The 21,737-nt window shown below is 45.1% G+C and carries 20 protein-coding genes; 9 read left to right on the forward strand and 11 right to left on the reverse strand.

Translation table 11 applies throughout. The features are described 5' to 3' along the window. Positions 1 to 157: 157 nt before the first annotated feature. Both M0413_RS15985 and M0413_RS15990 read right to left on the reverse strand, forming a co-directional pair. Entirely contained in the window at positions 158 to 1,882 is a 1,725-nt protein-coding gene (locus tag M0413_RS15985) for an AMP-binding protein (protein ID WP_099457940.1), read from the reverse strand. Between the two features lie 126 nt (positions 1,883 to 2,008). Continuing rightward, the gene (locus tag M0413_RS15990; RefSeq protein WP_055647550.1) at positions 2,009 to 2,389 is read right to left on the reverse strand and encodes a DUF6508 domain-containing protein; all 381 of its coding nucleotides are present in this window, start codon (positions 2,387 to 2,389) and stop codon (positions 2,009 to 2,011) included. 301 nt (positions 2,390 to 2,690) lie between these two features. Between M0413_RS15990 and M0413_RS15995 the strand changes: the two genes are divergently transcribed. From M0413_RS15995 to M0413_RS16005, 3 genes are all read left to right on the forward strand, one after another. Then, complete coding sequence (locus M0413_RS15995) at positions 2,691 to 3,152, forward strand: EVE domain-containing protein (protein WP_099457939.1); 462 nt, start codon at positions 2,691 to 2,693, stop codon at positions 3,150 to 3,152. Between the two features lie 75 nt (positions 3,153 to 3,227). Next, positions 3,228 to 3,560 carry a hypothetical protein gene (locus M0413_RS16000; protein ID WP_249554875.1) on the forward strand — a complete coding sequence of 111 codons (333 nt, stop codon included), beginning with the start codon at positions 3,228 to 3,230 and terminating at the stop codon, positions 3,558 to 3,560. Positions 3,561 to 4,002: 442 nt separating this feature from the next. Continuing rightward, a complete protein-coding gene (locus tag M0413_RS16005; protein WP_249554877.1) occupies positions 4,003 to 5,262 on the forward strand; it encodes a lipopolysaccharide biosynthesis protein in 1,260 nt (419 codons plus the stop codon). Positions 5,263 to 5,383: 121 nt separating this feature from the next. On the opposite strand, the gene M0413_RS16010 is transcribed toward M0413_RS16005, so the two are convergent. Together M0413_RS16010 and M0413_RS16015 are read right to left on the reverse strand one after the other, a co-directional pair. Further along, positions 5,384 to 6,178 (reverse strand): TIGR00266 family protein, encoded by a 795-nt coding sequence (locus tag M0413_RS16010; protein WP_144346315.1) that lies wholly within the window; start codon positions 6,176 to 6,178, stop codon positions 5,384 to 5,386. Between the two features lie 148 nt (positions 6,179 to 6,326). Beyond that, complete coding sequence (locus tag M0413_RS16015) at positions 6,327 to 7,241, reverse strand: LysR family transcriptional regulator (RefSeq protein ID WP_037417642.1); 915 nt, start codon at positions 7,239 to 7,241, stop codon at positions 6,327 to 6,329. Between the two features lie 216 nt (positions 7,242 to 7,457). Between M0413_RS16015 and M0413_RS16020 the strand changes: the two genes are divergently transcribed. Both M0413_RS16020 and hppD read left to right on the forward strand, forming a co-directional pair. After that, entirely contained in the window at positions 7,458 to 8,618 is a 1,161-nt protein-coding gene (locus M0413_RS16020; RefSeq protein ID WP_037417639.1) for a homogentisate 1,2-dioxygenase, read from the forward strand. Between the two features lie 115 nt (positions 8,619 to 8,733). Beyond that, positions 8,734 to 9,774, forward strand: coding sequence for a 4-hydroxyphenylpyruvate dioxygenase (gene hppD, locus M0413_RS16025; protein ID WP_037417636.1), 1,041 nt, complete (start codon positions 8,734 to 8,736; stop codon positions 9,772 to 9,774). 94 nt (positions 9,775 to 9,868) lie between these two features. On the opposite strand, the gene M0413_RS16030 is transcribed toward hppD, so the two are convergent. From M0413_RS16030 to M0413_RS16050, 5 genes are all read right to left on the reverse strand, one after another. Next, positions 9,869 to 10,363: an Atu1372/SO_1960 family protein gene (locus M0413_RS16030; protein ID WP_037417633.1), complete on the reverse strand. Its 495-nt coding sequence runs from the start codon at positions 10,361 to 10,363 to the stop codon at positions 9,869 to 9,871. Further along, complete coding sequence (locus M0413_RS16035) at positions 10,360 to 11,271, reverse strand: glycine betaine ABC transporter substrate-binding protein (protein WP_099457936.1); 912 nt, start codon at positions 11,269 to 11,271, stop codon at positions 10,360 to 10,362. Before M0413_RS16035 ends, M0413_RS16030 begins: the two co-directional genes overlap by 4 nt. Before the next feature lie 88 nt (positions 11,272 to 11,359). Next, positions 11,360 to 11,821 carry a VOC family protein gene (locus tag M0413_RS16040; RefSeq protein ID WP_037417625.1) on the reverse strand — a complete coding sequence of 154 codons (462 nt, stop codon included), beginning with the start codon at positions 11,819 to 11,821 and terminating at the stop codon, positions 11,360 to 11,362. Positions 11,822 to 11,845: 24 nt separating this feature from the next. Beyond that, positions 11,846 to 13,006: an L-dopachrome tautomerase-related protein gene (locus tag M0413_RS16045; RefSeq protein WP_051714111.1), complete on the reverse strand. Its 1,161-nt coding sequence runs from the start codon at positions 13,004 to 13,006 to the stop codon at positions 11,846 to 11,848. Between the two features lie 10 nt (positions 13,007 to 13,016). Continuing rightward, positions 13,017 to 13,565 (reverse strand): YbhB/YbcL family Raf kinase inhibitor-like protein, encoded by a 549-nt coding sequence (locus M0413_RS16050; protein ID WP_037417716.1) that lies wholly within the window; start codon positions 13,563 to 13,565, stop codon positions 13,017 to 13,019. A gap of 335 nt (positions 13,566 to 13,900) precedes the next feature. On the opposite strand from M0413_RS16050, the gene M0413_RS16055 reads away from it, so the two are divergent. Together M0413_RS16055 and M0413_RS16060 are read left to right on the forward strand one after the other, a co-directional pair. Next, the gene (locus M0413_RS16055; protein WP_069454780.1) at positions 13,901 to 14,341 is read left to right on the forward strand and encodes a hypothetical protein; all 441 of its coding nucleotides are present in this window, start codon (positions 13,901 to 13,903) and stop codon (positions 14,339 to 14,341) included. A gap of 367 nt (positions 14,342 to 14,708) precedes the next feature. Beyond that, entirely contained in the window at positions 14,709 to 15,332 is a 624-nt protein-coding gene (locus M0413_RS16060; RefSeq protein ID WP_249554879.1) for a LysE family translocator, read from the forward strand. 108 nt (positions 15,333 to 15,440) lie between these two features. Here the strand turns inward: M0413_RS16060 and M0413_RS16065 are convergent, their stop codons facing one another. Further along, complete coding sequence (locus tag M0413_RS16065) at positions 15,441 to 16,715, reverse strand: GNAT family N-acetyltransferase (RefSeq protein ID WP_249554881.1); 1,275 nt, start codon at positions 16,713 to 16,715, stop codon at positions 15,441 to 15,443. 109 nt (positions 16,716 to 16,824) lie between these two features. Here M0413_RS16065 and ggt point away from each other — a divergent pair, with 109 nt between their 5' ends. Then, the gene (ggt, locus tag M0413_RS16070) at positions 16,825 to 18,564 is read left to right on the forward strand and encodes a gamma-glutamyltransferase (protein WP_047536744.1); all 1,740 of its coding nucleotides are present in this window, start codon (positions 16,825 to 16,827) and stop codon (positions 18,562 to 18,564) included. A 253-nt stretch (positions 18,565 to 18,817) separates the two neighbouring features. Here the strand turns inward: ggt and M0413_RS16075 are convergent, their stop codons facing one another. After that, positions 18,818 to 20,911, reverse strand: coding sequence for a TonB-dependent siderophore receptor (locus M0413_RS16075; RefSeq protein WP_349628467.1), 2,094 nt, complete (start codon positions 20,909 to 20,911; stop codon positions 18,818 to 18,820). Positions 20,912 to 21,266: 355 nt separating this feature from the next. Between M0413_RS16075 and M0413_RS16080 the strand changes: the two genes are divergently transcribed. Continuing rightward, on the forward strand, positions 21,267 to 21,482 hold the full coding sequence (locus M0413_RS16080; RefSeq protein WP_249554885.1) for a hypothetical protein: 216 nt from the start codon (positions 21,267 to 21,269) through the stop codon (positions 21,480 to 21,482). Positions 21,483 to 21,737 lie beyond the last annotated feature (255 nt).

A 21,737-nucleotide genomic window follows, 5' to 3' on the forward strand; every position in this document is an offset into this window, starting at 1 on the left:
CCTCTTTTGACTTCGCTAAAAATCAAAGATGCATTTAACATGAGTAGGTATACAGGCAAAGCCTCATATGATGATAACCACCTACTGAAGTAGGTGGTTTTGGGCTAAAAATAAACCCAAGCGTTCAAGCTTGGGTCGGTTTGAAAGTTTATGCCTTTTAGGCATTAATATCTTCGTACAGCTCTTGATACATCAGCTCGCGCATTTTAAATTTTTGGATTTTACCCGTAACGGTCATCGGGTATTGGTCCACAAATTTGATATAACGTGGCACTTTAAAATAGGCAAACTTTTCGGTAAGGAAATGGCGAATATCCTCCTCAGTAATCGACGCCCCTGAGCGGACTTTAATCCACGCACAGACTTCCTCACCATATTTATCACTGTGGACGCCAAACACCGCGGCATCCTGCACATCTTTGTGGGTATAGAGTTTTTCTTCAATTTCTCGGGGATAGATATTCTCGCCCCCGCGAATAATCATATCCTTAATCCGCCCCACAATTTGCACGTAACCTTGCTCATCCATTTGGCCAATATCGCCCGAATGTAACCAACCTTCACTGTCAATTGTGGCGGCGGTTTTTTCAGGATCATTCCAATAACATTGCATGATGCAATATCCTCGGCTACAGACTTCACCGGGCTGATTAATCGGCAGCACTTCGCCAAACTCATTGACAATTTTCACTTCAGTATGGGGTAACGCCCGACCAACGGTGAGAACACGCTTCTCCACTGGAGAATCGATTTCAGTAATGTGATTTAACGGACTGCACTCGGTTTGGCCATAGCCGATTAACACCTCCTGCATATACATCAACTGCTGTACACGACGCATAACCTCTTCAGGACAAGTCGCCCCCGCCATCACGCCCGTACGCAACGAACTAAGATCAAAACGTTTAAATTCAGGATGTTCTAACTCGGCAATAAACATGGTGGGAACACCATGCAGTGCGGTGCAGCGCTCACGCTCAATCACTTCTAAGGTCGTGAGAGGATCGAAAGAATCTCCCGGAAATATGGCTGCTGCGCCCTTAGCCAAGCAAACGAGATTACCTAACACCATACCAAAACAATGGTATAAAGGTACGGGGATACAGAGCTTATCATCACAGGTAAACCTCATTGCCTCGGCCACTAAATAACCGTTATTCAAGATGTTATGGTGCGATAAGGTCGCCCCCTTTGGGCTACCCGTTGTGCCAGAGGTAAATTGGATATTAATCGCATCATAGGGGCTGAGTTCATTGGCAATACGCGCAAGCATTGCTTTATCATCTTCGCTCACCTCGATTAATAAATCATCGAAGTTCAACATGCCGGGAGACTTTTCAGCTCCCATGCGGATCACAAATTGCAACTCTGGTAATGCCTTAGCCTGCAATTGACCCGCAGCGCACTGCTTAAGTTCAGGCGCAAGCTGGTAGAGCATCTGCAAGTAGTTGCTGGACTTGAATTTATCAGCGCAGATCACCGCGCGACAACCCACATTAGTCAAGGCATATTGTAATTCTTCAGGGCGATAAGCGGGGTTAATACACACCATGATGGCGCCAATTTTCGCAGTAGCAAATTGGGTTAAACACCACTCAATATTATTGGGTGACCAAATACCGACGCGGTTCCCTGGACCTATGCCTAATTTGAGTAAACCTGTGGCAAGCGCGTCGATTTGTGCAAGGTATTGGTGGTAATTCCAGCGAATATTTTGATGATTCACGACAACGGCTAACTGTTCGGGATAGGTGTTAGCAATATCGTTAAGGTATTGTCCTATGGTTTTTTCAACAAGTTTTGGGGCGTTAGCTCCCCGAAACTCACTATATTTAAGTGGACTAGTGGATTGATTTGTTGCTTGAGTCTTTGAAGCAGACATTAAGGCCTCCGTGCTTTTTATTATGGTTAGCGTGGTCCAAACTAACCAATCCACGGAACATGTCACAAGTAAAAAAATCCAGTATTAGACTAAAGAGTAAGGTCGTCCCCTTTTCCTAAAGCCCGATTAACGGCTCATAAATACATCCTGGTTATTGGATGTTGATGCCTCTAGACACTGCAGACGCTCCATAATCGCCAGTAGCACTCCTTGGCGGCGCATATTCTCTAACACCCCTGGGCTAAAAACCTCTAAACGTGTCATTGCGGTCAATAATAGGCGGCATTGGGCCACACTGGCATCACGGATATAAGCGGGCTTATCCACCAAGTAACTGTTATTATACCAATAATCCCAAGTAAAATTAGCAAGTAACCAGCCCTGAGCGGTTAAATCGCTAATAAATTCCAACATGCGATCACGGTGTAAACTCGCATCACCTGCGGTGAAGTCCTTAAGATATTTAGTGTATAAACCACAGTCTGTCATCATTGTTGAAGCTTCCATAGCACACCTCACTGATTTCAACATTACTTTTGTTATAAGTCAGGGATTGAAAAACTCGCTTGGGTTTAACCTAAACTCGTCAACTTTGCTTGTATTGAGTTGTGATATTGCATTGCTGCAATTGCAGCATCAGTCATACCAGACTCGATAGTGATGACAGGGTAAGCGGTGTTAACTGAACACTGACTTAACGGTTCAAAACACGCAGCCATCAATACAGTTAACTGGGAGGTCAGTAAGAACTAAGATAAACTCAAGGAATTAACGCGATAAGACTGTTATTTCAGTAAAAGGACACAAAATGAATTACTGGCTTATGAAATCGGAACCCGACGAATTTAGTATCGAAGATCTTAAAGCAAGGCCTAATCAAACCGAAGCTTGGTTTGGGATCCGTAACTACCAAGCACGTAACTTTATGCGCGATGCCATGCAAGTTGGCGATCAGGTCTTCTTCTATCATTCAAGCTGCAAAGTACCCGGTATTGTCGGCATTGCCGAAGTCGTCACGAACGCCTACCCGGATAGTACGGCCTTTGATCCAGAATCAAAGTATTTTGATCCTAAGTCAGATCCTAGCAACCCAAGATGGCTAAGGGTCGATATTCGCTTTGTGGAACAATTCAAAGAAATCATTCCTCTCAGCTTAATTAAAAGCTTGCCGCAGTTAGCTGATATGTACCTAGTATCGAAAGGCTCACGGCTAAGTATTCAACCCGTTACCGACGAGCAATGGCAAGCCGTACTGATGCTCAGATGTTAATGGCATATATTCAGCTAAAGTTCATTTAAGCTAAGCTAGATTGGCCCTAACAATGCAATACCCAAGGAAGTGAGTATGAATAAATTAACTGCAACACTGATTGGTGGGGTCGTGCTCAATTTACTAGCCCCGTCGGTCACTTTGGCAAAACCTGAACATGACAAGAGAGATACTGGCTTACCTCCTGGCCTACAGAAGAAAGTAGATAAGGGTCAGCCTCTCCCTCCAGGTTGGCAGAAAAAACTGCACCGTGGTGATATCTTAGATTACGATATTTATGACCGCGGACGTATTGTTGTGCCCTTAGATAGAGAGGGAAGGATCAGTATCCAAGTTGAGGGCGCAATTATTAAATTGGATGAAAAGAGTCGCAAGATCCTCGATATCGTCAATATCATTACTGATTAGTGCATATCATTCGTTGGCACGCTCAACTATTTTTGAGTGTGCCAACATTTTAGCCAACGCTTTTATCTCACCTTAAGTTGATTTCGATGACTACATCGATATCGGCACATTAACAACAAGTGTTACATCTAAGCAACATGCTGATATTTATCATATCTTTACGCTCTGCTGTTTGGTCGAAAATCGGTAGGATGTTAGACTCTGCAACTATGAAGCGGCGCATAAATATAAGATGAAACGGCTGCCGTGGCGCGCAATAACTGAAGCCGTATCGATGCTAAACATCTTAAAACCTTCGCGTACAACACAGCTTAAACTCAATAAAACAAGCATCAAAAAAACCATTGTGTCGCCAATCTAATGGGATGATGCGCTTGAAGCATAAGCGAATTGCATGCATTCCATCCACATAATGATCGCAAACTAACGCTGGATTTTGAATATGGAACAAACTTCACTTCAACGGGTTAAGCAAGCGATTGTTGCAGGTTTTTGGGCATCGCTAGCCAGTATTGTCGTGGGTTTTCTATTTAAACTTTGGTTAGCACAATGGGTAGTCAAAGCCGATCTTGCACTCTATCACACTGTTATCGATATCATTTCGTTATCGCTGATCCTGATGACAGGGTTTCGCTCTTCTATGGTAGTAACCTACTCTCAAACCAAGCAAGATGTGGATATCACTAATATATTCCGCTACAGCTTAATCGCAATGGTGCTGCTCGCATGGGGCGTTGTGTTGCCTTATATCAAACACAAACTCCAGCTTAATGTAGAATATTTTCAATTGGTTGGGATTATTTTGAGTATGGGGTTCAAGGTCTATTTTACCAATCAAATTGCCATGTATCGACTATATGCCATCTCCAATCGAGTCACTTGGTTAGAGCCACTCGCGCAAGTCACCAGCTTTTTATTCTGTTTTTATGGGTTACAACAAACTGCTATTGCATCACTCTTTTACAGTATGACACTGTCATCACTCATCGTTGCCTTCTATATGTACTTCAAACGGCGCAAGGATATCGCCACTCCGCCCTTAACTGCGGTGCATTTTGATACGGATTTACGCAAATTTATGAAGAAAAGTCTGACCGCCTCGATGGAAGCGGGTGCCAGTATCTTGATGATTTACATTACAGTACTACTGACTATTGCTTATTTCAGCATAGACGAATTGGGTGATTTCCAAGTGGTAGTGCGGCCGATGATCACATACCTCACCCTGCTTTTTGTCTTCCCCATTTACCGTTTTGTACTACCCGAAGTCGCAGTGTGCGTGCGAGAAAAACGCTTTGAAGAGGTTCAGCAAATTAAATCATGGCTGACAAAGGTTTCGTTGTGGGTCAGCGGAATATTTTTCGTGATGATGTTATTCGCAAGTAAGCCATTGGTGGCTTGGTTATTCCCAGAGCAATACCTTAAAGCCGCTCCAGTGTTAATGCATTTCTCCATGTTCTTTATCTTTATGATGCTTAATGGCTATCAGTTAGCCAATCTCAAAGCCCATGGCTATTTTACCCAAAGCCTACTCATACGCCTTAGTGGTATCGTCGTACTGATTGGCACTTTCTACGCTTATCGATTGTATACAGAAAATGTTGTGGCGGTGATTTTGGCCTTAGGCACAGGTTATTTAATGATGTATTTGATATCAAGACAGGTTGAAAAGCGCATTCAGCAAGGTCTTAAACACAAATAAAACCCGCTTTAGTAAACCAAAAACGACAATAAAAAGGCATCCCATAAGCTAGTTTGGGATGCCTGACCAATAGAAAGCGCGATTACTCGAGTGTGCAGTTTATGTCGATTTGACCGATATCTTAACGGCCATCAATCATACGACCAAGACCGCCGAGGACTGAACCTTCACCGCGGTCGCTACCGCCAGCAGAAGGGGCGTGAGCAATAATACGATCGGCCATCCGCGAGAACGGCAGGCTCTGCAACCATACCGTGCCATGGCCCTTTAAGGTCGCTAAAAATAACCCCTCGCCACCAAAAAACATCGATTTTAATGAGCCTGCACGCTCAATATCATAGTCAATGCCTGGGGTAAAACCGACGAGACAACCGGTATCGACCCTTAAGGTCTCACCTTTTAGTTCCTTTTTAATCAGCGTGCCACCCGCATGGATAAACGCCATGCCATCGCCTTGTAAACTCTGCAAAATAAACCCTTCACCGCCAAAAAAGCCTGTACCTAAGCGGCGGTTAAACTTCATGCTAACGCGAGTTCCGAGTGCGGCGGCAAGAAAACTGTCTTTCTGACAAACCAGCTCGCCACCATATTGGGCGAGATCTATCGCCAAAATCGTACCAGGATAAGGCGCGGCAAAGGCGACTTTGCGTTTTTGATGTCCGAGGTTCGTAAAGTGCGTCATAAAGATGCTCTCCCCGGTCAACGCCCGCTTACCCGCTCCCATTAATTTGCCAAAAAAGCCTGACTCTGGCTCGGAGCCATCGCCCATCTTAGCCTCGAAGCTAATGTCCTGCTCCAGATAATTCATTGCCCCCGCTTCGGCTATTACGGTTTCGTTGGGGTCAAGTTCTACCTCAACCAACTGCATACTGTGGCCGATGATTTCATAATCCACTTCATGACAACGTCTAGACATACGATTCCCCTTTATTCTGTCGGTCCTTATTGACTGGGCGTACTACATCCACATCGCCCACTTCTGTGAGTCACTTTATGACATAAAATGTCAAAAGGCGATTATTTTTATTGTTCTCGTTGTTTCAAATCATTTCGTAATATGAGGTTTATCCTAATCCAACGCCGTTAAACTGCTCTGCTTTAGCAAATTCCTCTAAAATCAACTCAGTAAATAGCTTACCCGCACGCCCTAGGGGCCGCTCAAGCGTCGACACTAATTGGGGGATAAAGGTATAACGACTGCCACCGACAAAGTCGACCTCCACCAACTCACCGCTCAAAAGTTCCTCTTGCACTAAAAAGTCTGGCAGCCAGCCAAAGCCGAGTCCTTTTAATAACGCATTCTTTTTCATAATAAAACCAGAAAGATAAAACACTTTATCACCGCCGAATTGCAGCTCATCTCGATAGGTTTTATTGGGAGAGGAATCTTCGATAGTCAACTCAACGTGCTGCTGTAACTCGGATAAACTGATTTTGTTTAATTGTGCCAACGGATGTGACGCGCTAGTCACCAGCACGCTAGTAATCGCTGGCAGCGGCTGTGGATGATAATAGGGGCCGGTGCGATAGTCTTTAACTAACATCAGATCCGCATTATCACGTTCGAATCTATGCTGTACACCGCCCAAAAACTCCATATTAAGCTGAATTTTTGTCGGGATTTGATGCTCAGCCATTCGTTTCAGCGCCGTCATAATCGGCTCCATCGGCAAGGCGCCATCGATCACTAACTCAAGTTTTGGCTCCCAACCTTCACTAAAACGACTGGCTAGATGTTCAATATTGGCAAGGTGTTGTAACAGTCTTTGTCCCTCGGCCAAGATCACCCGCCCTTCACTTGTCAACTCTGCTCGGTATTGGTCACGGCTAAAAAGCTGCACACCTAAATGTTCCTCTAGCTTTTTAACCTGATAGCTCACCGCCGATTGCGCCTTATGCAAACGCTCGGCAGCCTTAGCAAAACTACCCTCTTCCACCAGCACTTGCAGCACATTAAAAGCATCAATATCGATGCGCATGGGGACTCCTTAGCCGAATAAAAATGTCACGCAATCGCTACGAAGCGTAAAGTAGTTAATACCATCTATTTTTTAGATTGAGATGACAGATTTATTATTCTTTTTTTTGTTCATCTAAGCAACTAAATTGATAAGAAGATCACAGTAATGCAACTTGCAACATAACAATAAGCGCTGTAGGCACAGCTCACAGCGCATAAAACTCAAGGATCCACCATGCCATTTTATGTGAAACAAGGCCAAGTACCCCATAAGCGCCATATCGCATTTGAGAAGGAAAACGGCGAGCTATACCGTGAGGAGCTGTTTTCAACCCATGGTTTTTCCAATATTTACTCGAATAAATATCACCACAATATGCCGACGAAGGCATTGGAAGTCGCGCCCTACCACCTCGGTCACGGTGCCCAATGGGAAGATTCATTAGTCCAAAACTATAAACTGGATTCGCGTACAGCCGATCGTGAAGGCAACTTCTTTAGCGCCCGCAACAAAATCTTCTATAACAATGATGTGGCACTTTACACCGCAAAAGTCACCCAAGACACCGCTGAGTTTTACCGCAATGCCTACGCCGATGAAGTGGTGTTTGTACACGAAGGTGAAGGCACGCTCTACAGTGAATATGGCACCCTAGAGATTAAAAAATGGGACTACTTAGTGATCCCACGCGGCACTACGCATCAGCTCAAATTTAACGATTACAGCAATGTACGTTTATTCGTGATTGAAGCCTTTTCAATGGTGGAAGTGCCTAAGCATTTTCGTAATGAATACGGTCAGTTACTCGAGTCTGCCCCCTATTGTGAACGCGATCTGCGTACGCCCGTTTTACAAGCTGCGGTGGTTGAGCGTGGCGCCTTCCCGCTAGTCTGTAAATTTGGTGATAAGTACCAACTGACCACCTTAGAGTGGCATCCCTTTGACCTTGTGGGTTGGGACGGCTGTGTTTACCCCTGGGCATTTAACATCACAGAATACGCGCCTAAAGTTGGCAAAATTCACTTGCCGCCGTCAGATCACTTAGTGTTTACCGCCCACAACTTTGTGGTATGTAACTTTGTGCCGCGCCCCTATGACTTCCATGAGCGCGCCATTCCCGCGCCTTACTACCATAACAATATCGATAGTGACGAAGTACTGTACTACGTCGATGGCGACTTTATGAGCCGCACCGGGATTGAAGCAGGCTACATTACCCTACACCAAAAAGGCGTAGCGCACGGCCCGCAGCCCGGCCGCACCGAAGCCTCTATTGGCAAAAAAGAAACCTATGAATATGCAGTGATGGTGGACACCTTCGCCCCACTGAAATTAACCGAACATGTGCAAAATTGCATGAGTAAAGACTACAACCGCTCCTGGCTAGAAAACTAAATCTGCTCGGCAGAACTAGTGAAGGGTTTATTAACTAAGCAACTAGCCGTAAGTCACCACCGCAAACAAGGCAAAAAGAGTGACTGCGTGTTGAATTAATCAAGAGGAACAGATCATGGCAAGCGAACTTAATCCATTGGGCCTACTCGGTATCGAATTTACCGAATTCGCCAGCCCCGACAGCGATTTTATGCACAAAGTGTTTATCGACTTTGGTTTTTCACTGCTGAAAAAAGCCAAGAATAAAGACATTTTGTACTACAAACAAAATGATATTAACTTCCTGCTCAATAAGGAGCGCGAAGGGTTTTCGGCAGAATTTGCCAAATCCCACGGTCCTGCAATTTGCTCTATGGGCTGGCGTGTAGAAGATGCAAGCTTTGCTCACCGCGTAGCGGTGGAGCGCGGCGCCAAAGCCGTAGCCGATTCGGCCAAGGATCTGCCCTATCCTGCAATTTATGGTATTGGCGATAGCTTAATTTATTTTATCGACACCTTCGGTGCCGACAACAATATCTATGCCACTGACTTTGAAGACTTAAGTGAACAAGTTATCACCCAAGAGAAAGGCTTTATTGAAGTCGACCACTTAACCAATAACGTCTATAAAGGCACCATGGAACATTGGGCCAACTTCTACAAAAACATCTTTGGTTTTACCGAAGTCCGCTACTTCGACATCAGCGGCGTACAAACCGCACTGGTGTCTTACGCCCTGCGCTCACCCGATGGCAGCTTCTGCATTCCGATTAACGAAGGTAAAGGCAACGATAAGAACCAAATCGATGAATACCTGAAGGAATACAATGGTCCTGGCGTACAACACTTAGCCTTTAGAAGCCGTGATATCGTAAAATCCTTGGATGCGATGGAAGGCAGCTCAATCCAATGCTTGGATATTATTCCCGAATATTACGACACCATTTTCGATAAAGTCCCGCAAGTGACCGAAAATCGTGAACGTATCAAGCATCACCAAATTCTGGTGGACGGTGACGAATCAGGCTATTTATTGCAGATCTTCACTAAGAACCTGTTTGGCCCAATCTTTATCGAAATCATTCAACGTAAGAACAACTTAGGTTTTGGTGAAGGTAACTTTACTGCCCTGTTCCAATCGATTGAGCGCGATCAAATGCGCCGCGGCGTACTGTAACAACAGTGAGCGAGATAGATTGAATGGTGCCGCTCGCTTTACTGCGAGCGGCATTTTTATCGCTAAGCTTTTTAACCGCAAACATGGGTTAGGTTTATGCCGTCTGCTGCGCGAGTTGAGAATCCTCATGTAACTCGGCAAATAAATAGACCAAACATAAACTGTTTAACGGCATGACGGGGTTAGTCCAAATCATTCGGCTGTGACGCCCAGCGTCGCCGAAAATCTCGAGCAATAAATCCGAAGCGCCATCGAGTGCTTTGGGATGTTCAAAGCAAGATTGATGAACATTTAGCACCCCTTCTAAGCGGTAAATTTGTTTTATTCGCGACAGCTCACCACAAGCCTGTTTCAATTGCGCGATGGCATTTAGGGTAGCAAGACGACAGGCCGCGTAACCTTCAGCAACAGTATGATCTGCGCCCAATTGTCCTTGATACTTAAGCTTTCCCTGTAAATAGGGAAACTGACCCGAAGTCATTAATTGGCTACCAACAATTGAATAAGGTTCGTAATTTCCAAGCGCCGCTGCAACTTCAGGTAATTCAAGCCCAGCAGCCACTAACCGTGATTCCGGAGTGTTCATCATAATGTCACCTCCTGAGATGTGACATTCGAAGGATTAAGCAGCGGAGCTAACCACGTCGTCAAATGCGAAGGATTGGCTTCTAGCCAGTTCACAGCAGCCTCATCTTCCGTCATTCCTTGTCGATTAACCGCATAATCGAGTTCTGCAACAATTTGATTCGATAACACTATGCTATCAAGCACTTGAATTTGTGCAGGCGAGAAATTAATCGCTAACTCGCGTTCACGGGCGAGCAAAACCGCTTTATCTTTTCCCCCGAGTAACCCTTTTGAGTCCTGAAGATCACGAATACCATATTGATGGTGTAAAAATTGCGGATGCCACAATGGCACAATGACCCAGTCCCGTACTGACACTGCCGATTCAAATGCCGCCACACAATCGGCCTGAGTACCCGTTCTAAACTGATAACCTGCCGCAGCTAATCCATATTGCGCCATGATATTTTTAGAAAAACGGGTAATACCTGCACCTTCACCAATGCCTTGAATAATCGGCCGCATCCGTTGTTTTACCTCAGATTTAAGCAAGTCTTCGATGCGTGAAACCGCATCTTCAGGCACATAATCGGGTACACCCCAAAGTGCGTAAGGCTCATAATGTAGCCCTAATTCACGCGTTGCAGCTTGAATCTCAACCTCCTGCCGATACACGCCATGACTGTGAGGTAACCAAGCCGAGCAAAGCAAATCTATCTGCCCAAGCTTGAGCCGATTAAAATTGGCCTCATGCAGGGCATAACTTAGCTCAACTTGTTTGCCCATCCGTCGCATTATCTGGGCAACAACTGCCGCCGTTACCCGATGAAAGCTTAAATCCGTAACACCTAAACGAATTGGCATTGTGTGATGATGGGCATGTTGGTCATTACATAATTGTTTTTGTTGAAGATCATCGATTAAGTTCATTGCTATCGCTCCAAGGGAAAACAAGCTAGATGAGGCAACACGCCCACGGTTATCAATTGTGCTATCGTGCGAGATCGCCTAGCGACATTTAGGCTGATCCCTCAGGCAAAATTGCCAGTCTTTCCATCGCGACACCCACGATGGCGTTATCTCTTGCATAGGGAAAAATCATTTCCACCGTAATGCCATTGGGATCTTCAATAAATAATTGATGCTCTCCAATCTCTGGGACAATTCGCTCCCTAAATGGGCATTGTTGTCGACATAGATGCTGCTGCATTTGGGCCAAATTCGTCCCCCGAAAAGAAAGGTGATCAACCCGACCCGAACCAAACAGTGCACTGCTCTCGCCCAAATAAGCATCTAACGCTCGACTGCCAACTTCCACTAAATGCAAAATAGGTTTCTCTTGCGCATAAAGCCAATGACCAGGAAAACCAAACCGTGGCCGCCAACCTTGCGTTAACCCAAGGATGACTTGATAAAACTGAACCGTTTCAGCCAATATCGGGGTACGGATCGTAAAGTGGTCTAATCCAACAATATTCATGTGATTTACTCCTGGTTTTAACAGTTAGTTACCCGGAACGCCGGCAGCTAATGGCTTAAAGCGGAAGATATAATAAGGTGGACGATTTTCTGCTTTACCATTGTTTAATGCAGCTGACAGCGGCAGTTGGGCAGCGCCAGTATACAGGTAGCCCTCTTTGCCAAAGCTCACACCATCAGGCCACACCATGCGCTCGTCATGCACATAGGTTTGATATTGGCGCCCCGTGGCAGGGATAATGCCGATAGCGCGCTCACCCACATCGGTTAGATAAAGATTATCTGCTGAATCAATGCTTAACCCGCCGTTATTTGGCTTATCCGCGTATTCTTCAACCTTGGCGGACAGCGCCTTCGGGCTGAGATCTGGGTTAAGTAGATCTGCCATCGCGACACGATAGACTTTGTCCTTATTCATCGGCGCAAAATAAAGCCAATGTTGGGCATTGTCTAAGGCAATACCATCGGCGCCAACAAACACGTCAATACGCTTTGGATTGGCACTGGTACTATCAATAATCAGCGGTCGCTTCAGATCAGGCATCACGCTAGTATCCCCCTGTAATACACGCCGACTCTTACCCGTGGTTAAATCCACGACAACTAAGGCAGCCTTATCACCAACAGGACCCGTTGCAATACCTTCATCAGCAATCACAATCGCTTGATGACGGTTTGAAATAACAAAGTCATTGTGCTGCGATTCAGGAATAGACACAGGGAATGGCAACGGAATAATCCGGTCTAATTGATTTTTACGGGTATCCCATGCCACCAACTTAGGCTCAATTCGGGGTTCAGCTTGGCCAGAATCGAGCAACCATACTCGGTCCCGATCGTCGGTTCGCAAACCTAAAACCCAATTTAAACAAGTATTAGGATCTTTCGGTTTTCCTTGAGGATCATGACATTGTTGCCAATCTGAATTAGGAAATGGGTTTACTTTGCCATCTGCCAACAATTCACCCACCTTGACTTTAGGTTGATAAAAAGGGTGATAACTAAAGATAAGCCTATCGGTTGAGGTAAAACTAATGCCGCCAACAGCACCATCAAGCGTGGCATAAACCTCAGGTTGCGCCTGTGGTATTGCAGCTTGCTGAGCCATCAGGTTAGGTGAGATAAATGCTTGGCCTGTTAACATGACGAGCGAAGCGATGAGGGGGTGATAAGAATTAAATTTCATAAGCTTGCTCCTATTTTGAACCCGCTAATACAGTCAAGTTTGCTTCAGCTAGGCGATGTTGCCATAGATAAAAACCCACTAAGGCGGGACTAGCATTGGCGTCAATCGGTAACTTCGCAACATCCAAGGCATGCACTGTCCATACATATCGGTGTTCACGTCCCTTAGGGGGGCAAGGGCCAAAAAATCCTGGCTTACCTAAATCCGTATTGGCCTCAATCGCCTCAGCGGGTAATGTTCCTCCATTTACCCCACCTTCCAATTGATTGATTTGTGATGGAATGTTGTAAACCACTCGATGCCAGAAACCACTACCAGTGGGGGCATCTTTATCATAAAAAGTGACCGCAAAACTTTGAGTACCTTTTGGGGCGTGTTCCCAGGTTAACTTTGGAGCCAGATTGGCACCCGAACAACCAAATTGATTCCAATAATAATCGGCCGGAATAGAGGCATTAGGTGTTAAATTACTCTGCAAGCTAAACGTTGTAGCGCTATCTAATGAAGTCGTTTTAATGGGTTTATCTTGCGCACTCATGCTTGCCGGACTTAATAACATAGCACTGGTTATAAGAGACAATTGAAACAAATAAGCAGTAGAAAATCCTTGTATCATCGTATTCACTCACTATAGAAATAAAATTATGAACAAGCATAACCTGAGTTCTTAGTTTGATAAGTCACGCTTTATTGATATTAGTTTCAAAAATTATTAGATAATCTCTTAAGGTATTTTTTAATTGAATAAGTTATGCTGCATATTAATCACTAAATCACATCAACATAATTTACCGTATCTCGCGGCCATAAAACTGCAATGCCACTTAATATGACCTTTATGCTTAGACTGCTTTCTATTCCGCTGCTTTCTATTCAAAAAATGAGGAAAAATCCATGTCTAATGCCTGCTATCAGCCTTGGTTTCCACTTAAGACTCCGCTAAAGCCCTATCCATTAGTACATTGCCAACTAGATAATCTTTCATTAACACTTAGTTGGCAGCAAGACTCTGTGACCATGACAATCCATTTCGATACCATTGCGGGATTACAGGTAGTTGATGAATCAAGCTATCAGACTTATTTGAGTAACGTTGGTAATCGTAATATTACCTTTCCGTTAGATGAAGACCTAAACATCAGCGCAAAAAGCAGTGAATATTTTAGGTTGCCATGGCCGATATGGAAGTCGGTAAAAAATACCCGGCTTGATTGTTATGGTGAGCTAGGCAAACACATTTACACTCAGTTATACAGTTATTATATTGTTAGCCAAGAATGCGTATATTTAATTGATACCGAATGCGAACCTGAAGTTACACAATTGCTCATTTAAACATAATTGATTATTTAAAAAGCACTGTTTTAAGAATCTTATATCAATATCAGCCTAATTGGGTTCACGGTTAATCGCATGTAAAAACGCGAGCATAGCCTGCTCATCTTTAAACGATACGATTACAAGAGACTTGTTTACAGGAAATCATATTTAAACAAGCCATAACCGTTCTTTTTGTAAATTGGACAACTAGCTCTTGGTAATCATCCTGATGGTTTACTCCTCCCTCATTCGAAACAGAGAGTTAGCGGTAAGTAACCCCATTCAGCCATAGAAAAAGAAACATCATCCTGTCTACGTTGGCTAACTTAAGCATTTTCATTACACTAGCGTTCCAGTTAATTTAATATAGACCGCTTAGACCATGCCAGACTTTGCCTTACTCGCTGTTTTTATTCCGACGTTCTTTTTTGTTTCTATCACCCCGGGTATGTGTATGACACTCGCCATGACACTCGGGATGAGCATTGGTGTACGCCGCACCCTGTGGATGATGCTCGGCGAGCTTGTGGGAGTTGCCTTGGTAGCTACAGCGGCAGTCATGGGCGTAGCTAGCATCATGCTTAATTATCCTGAGGTTTTTCAGGTGTTTAAATGGGTTGGCGGCATTTACTTAGGCTATATCGGTGTGCAGATGTGGCGTGCTCGAGGCAAGATGGCGATGCTCAGAGATGATGACACTAATCCAAGAGCCAGTAACTTTACCTTAATTTCACAGGGCTTTATTACCGCCATTGCCAACCCTAAGGGTTGGGCGTTTATGGTGTCACTCCTACCGCCCTTTATTAATGCAGAACGGGAAGTCGCGCCGCAACTCCTTGCTCTACTGAGTATTATTATGGTGACAGAGTTTACTTCTATGTTGGCCTACGCGAGTGGTGGCAAAAGTTTGCGGATCTTTTTAAGTCGCGGCGATAACATTCGTTGGCTAAATCGTATCGCCGGCAGCCTAATGATTGGTGTTGGGATCTGGTTAGCAATGAGCTAATCAAACATGCCGTCTTGAGTCATATGTGCTTAGCACATCACTTTTTGTATAGCATCATTCGCGTCGCGCCAACGGATTTGTTGACACGACGCTTTAGGTTTATGGTGGCTATTGGCCCTTTTTATAGGGCAATACCTCACGCATCTGCTGCATATACACTTCCATTTGCGCAGCTTCCTCCTCGGTAAAATGCGCAATCGCCCGCTTAAATTCAGGATGGGCAATATTGTGGTAGGAATAGAGCGCCACAGGCTCGAACCCACGCAGTACTTTATGTTCGCCCTGCGCGCCTGCATCAAATAGATCAATGCCATGGGCGATGCAATATTCGATGCCCTGATAATAACAGGCCTCAAAGTGCAATCCCTCAAGCTCGACAATACTGCCCCAGTAACGGCCAAACAGGCACGTCTGCCCTTGCTCGTTGCGGCCCGTAAAATACAGCGCGACCGCAACCATCTGCCCTTTGGCATCACTCACCACCAACAGCACAATCTGCTCGGCCAAACGCTCGGCGATCATGTTAAAAAATGTCGGGGTTAAGTAGCCGCGATGGCCGGATCGTTTAAGGTAGGTTAGTTGATAACATTCAATAAAATGCTGCCATTGCTGACTGCTAATCTCCGCTCCCGCAACAAACTCATATTGCAAACCATAGGGCTGTAATTGGGCGCGCTCCTTAAGGATATTTTTGCGCTTACGGGAGGTGAGCGCCGCTAAAAAGGCTGCAAAATCTGCATAGCCACGGTTATGCCAATGAAACTGAGTGCTTAGACGCCGAAGGGCGGTGTGATTCGATGCCTCAGTAAATAGTGCTTGCTGCGAAGACGAGACAAATAAACTATGCCAAGAGGACATAGGCGTATCCGCATCCGCATTCGCTAATTGCCCATTTAAACAAGACAATACGGCAAGACTTAGCTGCTGCGCCTCCTCTGCCAAAAGCGTAGGCGACAGCCCCATCCGCCGCCCTTGCACTGGGGTAAACGGTATGGCATTTAATAATTTAGGATAATATTCAAGACCATGACGCTCATAGGCCTGCGCCCATGCCCAATCAAACACATATTCGCCATAGGAGTGGGATTTTTGATAAAGCGGCATCAATACCAGCAGCGGTAAAGCCATAAAATCTGCGGCATCTTTTGGACTAATGATTACAGTATCAGGCGCTAATTCTTGTGCAAATTCACTGCCGGTGGCGTCGAAAACACACAGATGATGTGGACGCCACCCCGTGGCGGCGCAGGCCGATAAACTTTGCTCTAAGCTCAGTAAATAGGCATGTCGGACAAAGGGATTATCCCTCCCCATCAAGCTATCCCAATTATCGGCGTCAATACTCTGCACCGCGCTGGCAAAGGCCAAAATCAGTTGTCTCATGAGTTGAATTCTTATCCGTTAAACACACTAAGCCAAGATCCAAGGTTGCAATTAAGCCTAATTCTCGGCACATTGCATAGTCATAATGAAAATAAATTCAGGATTGAATATGCGCCGCGCAGTACCTTTTAGACCTCTAATTCTCGCCATCGCCATGGCACTGCCTTTATTGTCTTCGCCCACTCTCCATGCTGAAGAGCCTTCGATTTTCAGCCAAATGGCCACGGCACAACCCGTATGGGCAAAACATGGCATGGTCGCCAGCCAAGAAACCTTGGCCAGTCGCACAGGGGTTGAAATCTTGAAACAAGGCGGTAATGCCGTCGATGCTGCGGTGGCGGTGGCATTCAGTTTAGCGGTTACCTTACCCCGTGCTGGCAATATTGGCGGCGGTGGCTTTATGCTCGTTCATCTGGCCAAAGAAAATAAAACTATCGCTATCGATTATCGGGAAATGGCGCCATCAAAGGCGAAAAAAGACATTTTCCTCGATGAGAATGGCGATGCGGTGACTAAATTAAGCCGTGAACATGGCCTTGCTGTCGGTGTACCTGGCACCGTAATGGGCATGAGTTTAGCCCTTGAAAAATATGGCACGATGACCATGGCACAGGTCACAGCGCCCGCCATCAAAATGGCACAGGAAGGGATTAGCGTTAGCCCAGATTTGGCGGTATCCCTTGCAGGCTTAAAGCGCCGCATGAGTCAATGGCCAAGCACAGCAGCCATCTTCTATAAGGCCGACGGTAGCGACTTCCAAGTGGATGATATTTTAAAGCAGCCAGAACTCGCCCACTCCCTGCAACTCATCGCCGAGAAAGGCACCAAAGGGTTCTACGAAGGTGAAACCGCAGAAAAGCTGGTTAAGGCCGTGCAAGAAGCTGGCGGTATCATGACCTTAGAAGATCTAAAACACTACAAAGCTGTTGAGCGTGAACCCGTTCGTGGTCAATACCGAGGATATGAGGTGGTTTCGATGCCACCGCCATCTTCAGGTGGTGTGCATATTATTGAAATGCTTAATGTGTTGCAGCAATTCCCTATCGATAAATTCGGTCACAATACGGCGCAAACTATCCATGTGATGGCTGAAACCATGAAGCATGCCTACGCCGATCGCAGCGAATACTTAGGCGATCCCGATTTTTATAAAGTGCCCGTCAAACAACTAACGGATAAGGACTACGCCCAAAAAATTGCCAGCCAAATTGCCCTGAACAAAACAACGCCAAGCGAAGAAATCAAACCCGGTAATCTAGCGCCCTATGAGAGTGACCAAACCACGCACTTCTCGGTGGTCGATAAATGGGGTAATGCGGTGTCCAACACTTACACCTTAAACTTCAGCTACGGCTCGGGCTTAGTCGCCAAAGGCACGGGGATTTTACTCAATAACGAAATGGATGATTTTTCCGCAAAACCAGGCACCCCTAACGGTTATGGCTTAGTGGGTGGCGATGCCAACGCGGTGGAAGGTAATAAACGTCCATTAAGTTCAATGAGCCCCACCATAGTGATGAAAGACGGCAAACCCTTCTTAGTAACGGGCAGCCCAGGCGGTTCACGCATCATTACCACCACGCTGCAAATCATTATGAACGTAATTGACCACGGCTTAAACATTGCCGAAGCCAGCAATGCTGCGCGGGTACATCACCAGTGGCTCCCCGATGAACTGCGGGTCGAAACCAGCCTGAACCGCGATACCATTTCATTACTCGAAGCCAAAGGCCATAAGGTGAAAGTGCAATCAGCCATGGGTAGCACTCAATCCATTATGGTGACAGACCAAGGGATATTTGGCGCCACCGATCCCCGTCATTCAGGTAGCGAAGCCGTCGGTTACTAATCGCTGATTGGCATACAAGTGATATGTAATAAAGGCATGGAAGCAATGAATTGGAGATAAGGCCAAGCGCCCGGTTTGATTAAGAACATTTAAACTAAGTCGCGGATATCGATTATCTCTGCAAGGATCGGGCAAACCAACAAAGCAAAGTGGTTATTTTCAGCGAATGTTGAACCTTACGACCACCTAGTTATGTGAATGCCGTGTCGTAATAGACACGGCATTTACAGCTCTAACTTACAGGAATGATTATTTAAAAGTTATAGCTTAGGTTTAACTCAATATTCCGTGGTTCACCGAAGAAACCTTGGTTGTAAAAATCAATGCTGGAGTAATATTTTTTATCAAATAAGTTATTGATATTTAGTTGAACTTTAGCATCGTCTGTCAGTTGATAGCTTGTCATCAGATTGACTAGATAATAGCTATCTTGCTCGGAACGCTCGCCATTGGGACCTGCGTCATCTTTGTAAATTTTACTCTGCCAGCTTAAGTTACCACCGACTGTCAGATCCGCGAGTGCACCATCAAAGTGATAAAGCGAGGATAAACGAATCAGATCCTTCGGTAGATGAGTGCTAAAGGCTGCCCCGTCTTGATCTTCCGATGTACTATGGGTATAGCTGAAAAACAGATCCCAATCTTCTACTGGTCTACCGTTTAACTCAACTTCATAACCTTGGTTACTGGTTCCGTCCACTCCACGCATTGGATAGCTACCATCTGGTAGAGGTGTGGGATAATTTGGGTCACGTTCTGCCACATTTTCCTTTTGCACTTTAAATACGGCAATACTGGCGGTCAGTTTCTCATCGAAGAAATCCCCTTTCGCACCCAGTTCTATATTATTTCCGGTCATGGGATCTAATCGCTTATTGTTCGCGTCTTTTGCATCCTGTGGCTGGAAAATTTCGGTATAACTGGTGTAAATCGAGATGCTATCGTTCAGGTTGTATATAAGGCCCGCGTAGGGCGTAAAAACATCGCTATTGTTGTAGTCAGCCGCCGCGTTTGATTCAAACTTATATTGGCTAATGCGGCCACCCAGTAACAACATCCATTGATCATGTAAATTAATTTGGGTCGCGAGATAGGCCCCTTTTTGAATTTCCTCACCTTCTTGATAGATTGGCGTCGACGGATAATTAGGTTCGGCAACTGAGCCATCCCATTCGAAGAAGTTACCAATACTTATGCTATTCAATGGGTAATAGGAATCTGCGGTTGTGTCTTGCTTAGAATACAATAAACCCGCAGTCAATTTATGCTCGCGGCCAAAGAGCTCAAATGGCCCTGAGGCAAATAGTCGTGCTGCATCTTGTTTACGGGTCGATTGATAGATCATCGCCGATGCCCCCATTCCTAACCCTGTCGTTTTATCCGGCGCGCCATAGAGATACAGCAAGTGTCCATCCATCTCATCTTCACGATGTTCGACGTCAAATTTAAGGTCCCAATTATTATCAAAATCATGTTCAAGCGTGGCAAAGACATTCGCGCCATTACGTTGCCAACTCGACCAAGAGGCAGCGGTTGTGGTCGAGCGAGGTAGATCATTGGCCAAACTGCCATCAGCATAAAATAGAGGAAGACCACCCCAAGTTGAGCCTTTTGGATCACGGTCACTGTAATCAGCACCTAGGGTAAATAAGGTACTGTCACTGAGTTTTGCTGTGAGCACGCCATAAACTTGAAGGTTTTCATCTTTGGCAAGATCAATATAACTATCTGATTTCTCATAGGCAGCGGCAAAACGAGCCTGCACAGCACCACTATCCGTCACATCAACAGAGGCATCGCCTTCAACGCGGTAGCTATCCCATGAACCGACTTTTGCGCTGACATAGCCGCCAGGTGTCGCTTTAGGACGTTTGCGGATAAGGTTAATTGCCGCCGATGGTTCGCCCGCTCCTGTTAAGAGTCCTGTTGCTCCACGGACCACTTCGACGCGGTCAAATAATATAGTGTCAGTTGAGGCGTCATTAAAGAAACTCGAATAGTTAACGGGCACACCATCAAACTGGAAATTAGTAATGGGATTACCGCGAGAGCTAAAGAAATAGCGGTTGGTCTCAGCTTTTTGAGCATAAATGCCAGGGGTTAAAAACATTAAGTCCGCGACACTATTGAGTGAAAAACTTTGAATAAACTCTTGATCGATAATGGTAACGGATTGTGGCGTTTCCCGCAGAGTTAAAGGTAACCCGGTTGCCGTTGCGGCCTTATCTAAACGACTTCCCTTGATACTAATGACCTCAATATTAGTCGCGGACTTGTCTTCACTTGCGTAGGTGCTTGGTGCGAATAAAAAACTCGCAATGAGTGTAGCTAACAGCGTTTTTTGCATCATGATTCCCCATCATTGTTGTTTGAGAGATGCATTTTAATTGAAAATAATTATCAATACACACCAATTGATAACAATTCTCACTACATTTACACTCTAAAATTCGTAAAATGCTGGGAACATCACATGCTGAAGGCGGGCCTCAATGTTGGTTTATGTAGCATGGCTAGCTAGATCGCCATCTAGATCTTATTCGATACCCTCTGTTTTACGGGCGTTTAGGATTCGCTCAGCAATAGATGAAACTCACCTATTGCTTACCGCCATGCGTTCAATCCTTATGAATAAGATTGACTTAGCATTAACTCACTCTATATTATCCAGCTCTAACATATGAATTAAAAAGGAATTTATTGTGTCAATGTTCTTGCTGATTTTGCTGTTGCTCTTCGCTAGCATGATGTTTTTCGGCATATTGAGTTATTCACTCGGTCGCAAAAAAACGACAAATCCTAAGCTCACAGGGATGCTTGGCGCGGTACTGGGATTATTCCCGTTATTGGGCGTTATTTTCTTGATTGTCTTAGTGCTAAAAGCTGATATCACAACCCCGAGCATCCCCCTGGAATAGTCACAAGCTCTAGTTAATACAGTTAACTGTTTAGGATTTATTCCAACAGTTAATTTAGAGCGAAAATATTATCGTAATGAGTTGTTTCGCCAGAAGAACTCTTCAAGAGACAGTTGAATTTGTGTTGGTTTCAACTGTCATTTCGGATGTCGATTTTAAAAAAGAGACTGGCTCGCTTTGGGACAAAAACGTTTTAGGTCGTTGGTGTATCAGGTGCATTTCGCATAAAAATTTCTATGGGCTAACGCCTCAAAC

The organism is Shewanella sp. 8A (genome assembly GCF_023475945.1).
Taxonomy (GTDB): Bacteria; Pseudomonadota; Gammaproteobacteria; order Enterobacterales; family Shewanellaceae; genus Shewanella; species Shewanella xiamenensis.